This window comes from Frisingicoccus sp. (assembly GCA_016298055.1).
Lineage (GTDB): Bacteria > Bacillota > Clostridia > Lachnospirales > Lachnospiraceae > Frisingicoccus.
Map to the genome: position 1 here is coordinate 1 of JAEDDO010000161.1, position 4,069 is coordinate 4,069.

The 4,069-nt window shown below is 43.1% G+C and carries 6 protein-coding genes; 2 read left to right on the top strand and 4 right to left on the bottom strand.

Annotation, left to right across the window (positions count from 1 at the left end; all coding sequences use genetic code 11):
• Nucleotides 1-224: hypothetical protein (locus QZZ35_RS09700; RefSeq protein ID WP_291237216.1), on the bottom strand; the 224-nt coding region annotated here is incomplete at its 3' end.
• Between the two features lie 113 nt (nt 225-337).
• On the opposite strand from QZZ35_RS09700, the gene sdaAB reads away from it, so the two are divergent.
• Both sdaAB and sdaAA read left to right on the top strand, forming a co-directional pair.
• Nucleotides 338-1,009: an L-serine ammonia-lyase, iron-sulfur-dependent subunit beta gene (gene sdaAB, locus QZZ35_RS09705; RefSeq protein WP_291237217.1), complete on the top strand. Its 672-nt coding sequence runs from the start codon at nt 338-340 to the stop codon at nt 1,007-1,009.
• 17 nt (nt 1,010-1,026) lie between these two features.
• Nucleotides 1,027-1,899, top strand: a complete 873-nt coding sequence (sdaAA, locus tag QZZ35_RS09710; protein ID WP_291237218.1) for an L-serine ammonia-lyase, iron-sulfur-dependent, subunit alpha — start codon at nt 1,027-1,029, stop codon at nt 1,897-1,899.
• Nucleotides 1,900-1,942: 43 nt separating this feature from the next.
• On the opposite strand, the gene trxB is transcribed toward sdaAA, so the two are convergent.
• From trxB to QZZ35_RS09725, 3 genes are all read right to left on the bottom strand, one after another.
• On the bottom strand, nt 1,943-2,854 hold the full coding sequence (gene trxB, locus QZZ35_RS09715; protein ID WP_291237219.1) for a thioredoxin-disulfide reductase: 912 nt from the start codon (nt 2,852-2,854) through the stop codon (nt 1,943-1,945).
• Nucleotides 2,855-2,905: 51 nt separating this feature from the next.
• A complete protein-coding gene (locus tag QZZ35_RS09720; RefSeq protein ID WP_291237220.1) occupies nt 2,906-3,241 on the bottom strand; it encodes a sporulation initiation factor Spo0A C-terminal domain-containing protein in 336 nt (111 codons plus the stop codon).
• A gap of 110 nt (nt 3,242-3,351) precedes the next feature.
• A complete protein-coding gene (locus tag QZZ35_RS09725; protein WP_291237221.1) occupies nt 3,352-4,032 on the bottom strand; it encodes an alpha/beta fold hydrolase in 681 nt (226 codons plus the stop codon).
• Nucleotides 4,033-4,069: the final 37 nt, after the last annotated feature.

The following is a 4,069-nucleotide window of genomic DNA, read 5'->3' on the forward strand; positions in this document are numbered from 1 at the left end:
ACCTCCATAATCCATTCTTTTCTCTGGTTCAATTCTTTATTCACAACTTCGATCCAGTATAATTCCTGTTTTCTCGCATGCAGCTCCCACGGAAAAATTATCTTCTTGCGATTTGCCAGTTGGGCTTTGCGCAGTAAAAGATCTGCAGCAAGTTCTTCTTTTGTGGCCAGCGCCAGCGACCTTTCATCCCACTTTCGAGGTTTGGTTAAAACTTTTTGATACATTCTTTCCCCCCTGAGTACCAATCTATGAGTACCCTGTATATTTTATAACAGATTTAGCTTTTATTTGTTTTGTTTTTAGTATATCATAGAAATATAAAAAAGGAGAGTATTTTATGAATGATATTAGTATATTTGACATTATCGGACCAAATATGATCGGTCCTTCCAGCTCCCACACCGCAGGAGCTCTGCGTATTGCCCATCTTGCCGGCAAACTTGCACCTTCAAAAATTCTTTCCGTGACTTTTACTTTATACGGCTCTTTTGCATGGACTTACAAAGGCCACGGTACAGACCGTGCACTTGTCGGAGGAATTCTTGGCTTTCTTCCGGATGATGAACGTATTCGGGATTCTTTTGAAATTGCAGCAGAACAGGGTCTTGAATATAAATTTATCGAAAACACAGTTGAGAAAGACCTCCATCCGAATACAGTGGATATTCTCCTTCACTGTGAACAGGATACCATCATCTCTCTTCGTGGTGAATCCATTGGCGGCGGGAATGCACTGATACGTCGATTAAACGGCATAGATATTTCACTTACCGGTGCCTATCCGACGATCATCGTTCACCACAAGGATCAGAAAGGCGTTCTCGCCTATATCACAACCGTCTGCAGCGGTATCGACCTGAATATTGCTTTTATGAAGGTTTACCGCAAGGCAAAAGGTGACTCTGCCTACGCCATCATCGAAGTGGATTCGGATATTAATCCTTCGATCACCAGTGTTCTCAAGTGCCATGAAGCGATTATCGATGCTACTATTGTACCGGCTATATAAAACAGGAGGCTTTCGAAATGAATTTTACACACGGAAAAGAACTTCTCGAGCTCTGTCAAACACATCATATGTCTATCTCCCAGATAATGTTTTTGCGTGAAACAAAGTATCTGGAACAAGATCCTGCATCTGTCACCCAAAAGATGGAACATGCCTACACCATTATGAAACAGTCCATTCATCGTGCTTTGAATGAAAATCTGACCAGCATGGGCGGCATGATCGGCGGAGAAAGTAAGAAATTAAATGCCCTTCGCCTTTCCGGCAAAAATATATGCGGATCACTTATCTCAAAGGCCATAACTTATGCCGTCGGTGTCCTTGAAGTCAATGCCTCTATGGGACTGATCGTTGCCGCTCCGACAGCCGGTTCATCCGGTGTAATTCCCGGTGTTCTCTGTGCGGCTCAGGAAGAATATGATCTTGAAGATTCTCTCATTATAAATTCACTTTATACAGCGGCAGCTGTCGGCTATTTAATTACACGCAACGCCACTACTGCCGGTGCTGAAGGCGGATGCCAGGCGGAAGTCGGATCTGCCAGTGCCATGGCAGCAGCCGCAATAACCCAGCTTATGGGCGGAAGTCCCGAACAGTGCCTGGATGCCGCATCCTTTGCATTGATCAACATTCTCGGACTCGTATGTGACCCGGTCGGAGGCCTTGTCGAAGTTCCGTGTCAGAATCGGAATGCCATGGGCGCATCCAATGCCATAATCAGTGCCGAAATCGCACTGAGCGGTATTTCCAATGTGGTGCCTGTTGACGAAGCGATTGAAATTATGTATAACGTCGGAAGATCTCTTCCGGCATCTCTTAGAGAAACATCTCTTGGCGGCACGGCCACTTCCATCAGTGCATGCCGCTCCTGCCACAGAAAATCTTCTTAATAAAAATCGTCTGCCGATGTATGGGCAGACGATTTTTTATCTGTTATTGACTTTTATTTATATACTCACATGCAGCCAATCCCGCTACCGCACCATCAGCAGCTGCCGTAGCCAGCTGGCGCACCCCTTTTGTCCGGCAGTCACCGGCTGCAAAAATACCTTCACAGCTTGTTTTACAATCTTCTTTCGCCTGAATATATCCACTGGAATCCAAGTCAACTAACTTTTCAAATGCCTTATTATCCGGCATCTGACCAATGGCAACGAAAAGTCCGGTCACCGAAAGTTCGGTTTCTTCTCCCGTCTTTAAATTTTTTATTATTACACCCTGAACACCATTCTCTCCGATAATATCAGTGACAACACTATCCATCACAAATTCAACATTGTCTTTCTTTCTGAGATTATCCGACAGCCACTGTTCACCGCGAAATTCGTCTCTCCTGTGAATAACATAGACTTTCTCACAAAAATTGCTGAGAAATTCCGCATCCTCCAGAGCTGTATTTCCTCCGCCGACAACAGCCGTTTTCTGATCCCGGAAAAAAGCACCGTCACAGGTTGCACAATATGAAATGCCCATACCGATCAACTGATTTTCCTTCTCCACACCAAGCGGCCGATTCTTAGCACCTGTGGCAAGAATGACAGCCAGGCATTCAATCTGTCTGCCTCCTGTATGAACAATAAATCCTTTCCCATGTTTTTCAACTTCGACTACCTGTTCAAATTCAATATCTGCCCCGAGATTTGATGCCTGCTCATAAAGACCGGAAGCAAACTCAAATCCGGATGTTTTTGCTATTCCCGGATAATTTTCAATTTCCGGAGAATTAATGATCTGCCCCCCAAAATTCTGTCCTTCCAGTACAAGAACCTTTTTTCCGGCACGCACACCATAAATTGCTGCAGACAGTCCTGCCGTTCCGGCACCAACAATAACAATATCGTACATAAATTTCCTCCATTAATCTGCACATTATGAAGATAGTATACCATATTTTCATTATGCAGAAACATTTTCCGTTAAAATATAACTTGATAATATGTCGATAAATTCACCAGATGTTGGTTTTCGATAGAGTTTTCCTCCGGCCATAGATTCCAGAACATGAACGTAATCACTATCCCAGCAAGAATTGACAACCGTGCGAATATTTCTCTCAACACAATTGATGCTTGTGCCGTGGCGTCTGGCAACTTCCGGATACAGTGATTTAGAAATATATAATAGAAGAGACGCATCCTCCATAACCAGTTGGATTGCCTCCGCAACATAATAATACCCCTTGTATGTCCGTCGAATACCTAATATTCTCAGAGCATCATAAATACATCCCATACGTTACCTCCCTGCTGACCTAGAATAATATAGCACAGCCCATTTTCTTTGTCATCTTATGCTCAGAAAAGAATACATATCAAACAATCTTCGACATATTTCATCACTTTTTATGCATGTAAAAATTTTTCAACGGCCCGATTAAAAGCTTTCGGACACTTTGCCGCAATAAAATGATCCCCTTTAATAAAGACAAGACGGGCCATCGGAAGACTTTCATAAATTAATTGGGTATGCTCCTCTTTGATCAGATCATTTGTTCCTGCAATGACCAGTGTTTTCATATTGAGCTTATCCAGTTCTTCCGGACGAATATTCGGCTCATCTACCATTAAGCCCAGCATTTCTTTCTTTTCCAGTGCTCTGCGGTACTTCTTTGAAAATTTTCCGGCAATCTTATAGCCCAGCATAATCGGAAGCTGTGCTTTTTCTTTGACACCTTCAGGATACAGGTTTGCACCATTCAGAATGAGACGCTTGACACATTCCGGATGATTCAGAGCAAAAACAAGCGCGATGTTTCCGCCATCAGAAAATCCCAGAATATTTGCCTGCTCAATCTCCCGATCCTTCATAAAATCATAGAGATCTTCTGCGAACTGAGTGATCGTAAAAGGTTTTGTTCCCCTTGGAGACCATCCGTGGCCGCGGGTATCAATGGCAATGACTCTGTATTTTTTACTGAAATAGCTGATCTGATGAATAAAATAAGAACTGCTCTCACTATTTCCATGCAATAAGATTAACGGCTCGCCGGAGCCTTTTTCTACATAATGAAGTTTAATCTCCATTTAATACTCCTCCCTTCCTGGCATATACCAATTATTA

What these genes read in the sequence shown, in the direction of transcription:
- sdaAA (WP_291237218.1), top strand. Translation starts at nt 1,027, where the DNA reads ATGAATTTTACACACGGAAAAGAACTTCTCGAGCTCTGTCAAACACAT.
- QZZ35_RS09725 (WP_291237221.1), bottom strand. Translation starts at nt 4,032, where the DNA reads ATGGAGATTAAACTTCATTATGTAGAAAAAGGCTCCGGCGAGCCGTTA.
- sdaAB (WP_291237217.1), top strand. Translation starts at nt 338, where the DNA reads ATGAATGATATTAGTATATTTGACATTATCGGACCAAATATGATCGGT.
- QZZ35_RS09720 (WP_291237220.1), bottom strand. Translation starts at nt 3,241, where the DNA reads ATGGGATGTATTTATGATGCTCTGAGAATATTAGGTATTCGACGGACA.
- trxB (WP_291237219.1), bottom strand. Translation starts at nt 2,854, where the DNA reads ATGTACGATATTGTTATTGTTGGTGCCGGAACGGCAGGACTGTCTGCA.